This window comes from Streptomyces minutiscleroticus (assembly GCF_014650875.1).
Classification (GTDB): Bacteria; Actinomycetota; Actinomycetes; order Streptomycetales; family Streptomycetaceae; genus Streptomyces; species Streptomyces minutiscleroticus.
On the sequence record NZ_BMVU01000197.1, the window covers coordinates 1 to 1,402 of the forward strand.

Consider the following 1,402-nt stretch of genomic DNA (forward strand, 5'->3'; position numbering starts at 1 on the left):
TTGATCATTTGGAGCCGTAGCCGCCTTCGGAAATGGCGCCGTCGTGCCTCCGCCTGATGCGCACGCCGCCAGATCGACCAGCGAAGTCCCTGGTGGATGGCGATGCGAGTCAAGCCGATCAGGTTGAACAGCCGCCGGGCCTCGGCGATGGTCAGGGCCGTGAGCCGCCGCGTTCGCGGCCCGCGGTCACCGCCCGGGTTTGAAGAGCCCTTTTTTGCGGGGTTCGGGTCATCGCAGTCAGGAACGCCAACGCCAGCATGGACAGGGTGATATGGCGATACCAGGCGTCGTATTTGCGTACCTGGTAGTTGTCCAGCCCTGCCTGCTGCTTGGCTGCCTCGAAACACTCCTCGATCGGCCAGCGCAGTCCGATGACCGCCACCAGTTCCGACAGCGACTCCCCGCGCGGGTTGTAGCAGTGGAAGTAGGCGAGCTCCCCATCCGCGATGGTGCGGCGGACGATGTACTGGCGCCCGCCCCGTCCGGTGATTACTGCCCAGTCGTAGGTACGGAATCCTTTCGCTCCGATCCCGCAGGCGCGCCGGGAGAAGTCCCCCGGCCGCAGGTGTGATGCCAGATTGTCCAGCCGGGTCGGGGAATCGGGGTTGGTGGTGATGCCCGCGGTGTTCACGTCGGTGGATTTCGCAACAGCCATGCAGTAGGCAATTCCCTCTGCTTCCAGATACCTGCGCAGGGTCCTGTTCTGGCCGAACTCCTCGTCCGCGACGAACCACGAAAACGGCACCCCGGCAGCCATCGCACGCTCGATCATGGCCTGGACCTGCTGCGGACGGGTACGGAAGGCCACCTCGTCCGGGATCCCGGCCTCCCGACGGCGTTCGAAGTCGATAGCCCAGGAATCCTTGGGCAGGTAGAGCTCCCGGTCGATCAGCACACGGTCGCCCCGACGGTTGGCGTAGGCCAGGAACGTCCCGATCTGGCAATTATCAACACGTCCGAGGGTGCCGGAATACTGCCGCTGGACCCCGGCGGATTTGATGCCCTTCTTCTCGAACCCAGTGGGGTCGGCGATCAGCACACCCCGAGAATCCGCGAAGCGTTCCATGGCATAGTCGCAAACCAGGTCCCGCATCAGATCCGCGCTCCACGGGGTGAGGTTCAAGAACCGTTGAAGCGCCTTAGGCTCCTTCTCGCCGGCGAACTCAGCAATGGTCCAACCATTCTTGCGCTGCAATGGGGAGAGAAGCCCACGCAGGTATTGAACGGCGTGCCCTTGAGACTCCGAGCGGTAGAACAGCGGGGCCATCCGCTCGCCCAGCGCAGCAAACTCGCGGTCCCAAACGGCTAAATCGGCCGGGCCGACCGCATCCGACGAACGATCTCGATCATGGGGCTGTGTCGTGGCCACAGCCACAGCCTCCCATCACCCCATGATCAAGAT

The 1,402-nt window shown here is 63.8% G+C and carries 1 protein-coding gene; it reads right to left on the bottom strand.

Annotated elements, in window-relative coordinates; translation table 11 throughout:
- Positions 1-151: 151 nt before the first annotated feature.
- Entirely contained in the window at positions 152-1,267 is a 1,116-nt protein-coding gene (locus tag IE271_RS40950) for an IS701 family transposase (protein ID WP_229919994.1), read from the bottom strand.
- Positions 1,268-1,402 lie beyond the last annotated feature (135 nt).

What these genes read in the sequence shown, in the direction of transcription:
- IE271_RS40950 (WP_229919994.1), bottom strand. Translation starts at nt 1,267, where the DNA reads ATGGCCCCGCTGTTCTACCGCTCGGAGTCTCAAGGGCACGCCGTTCAA.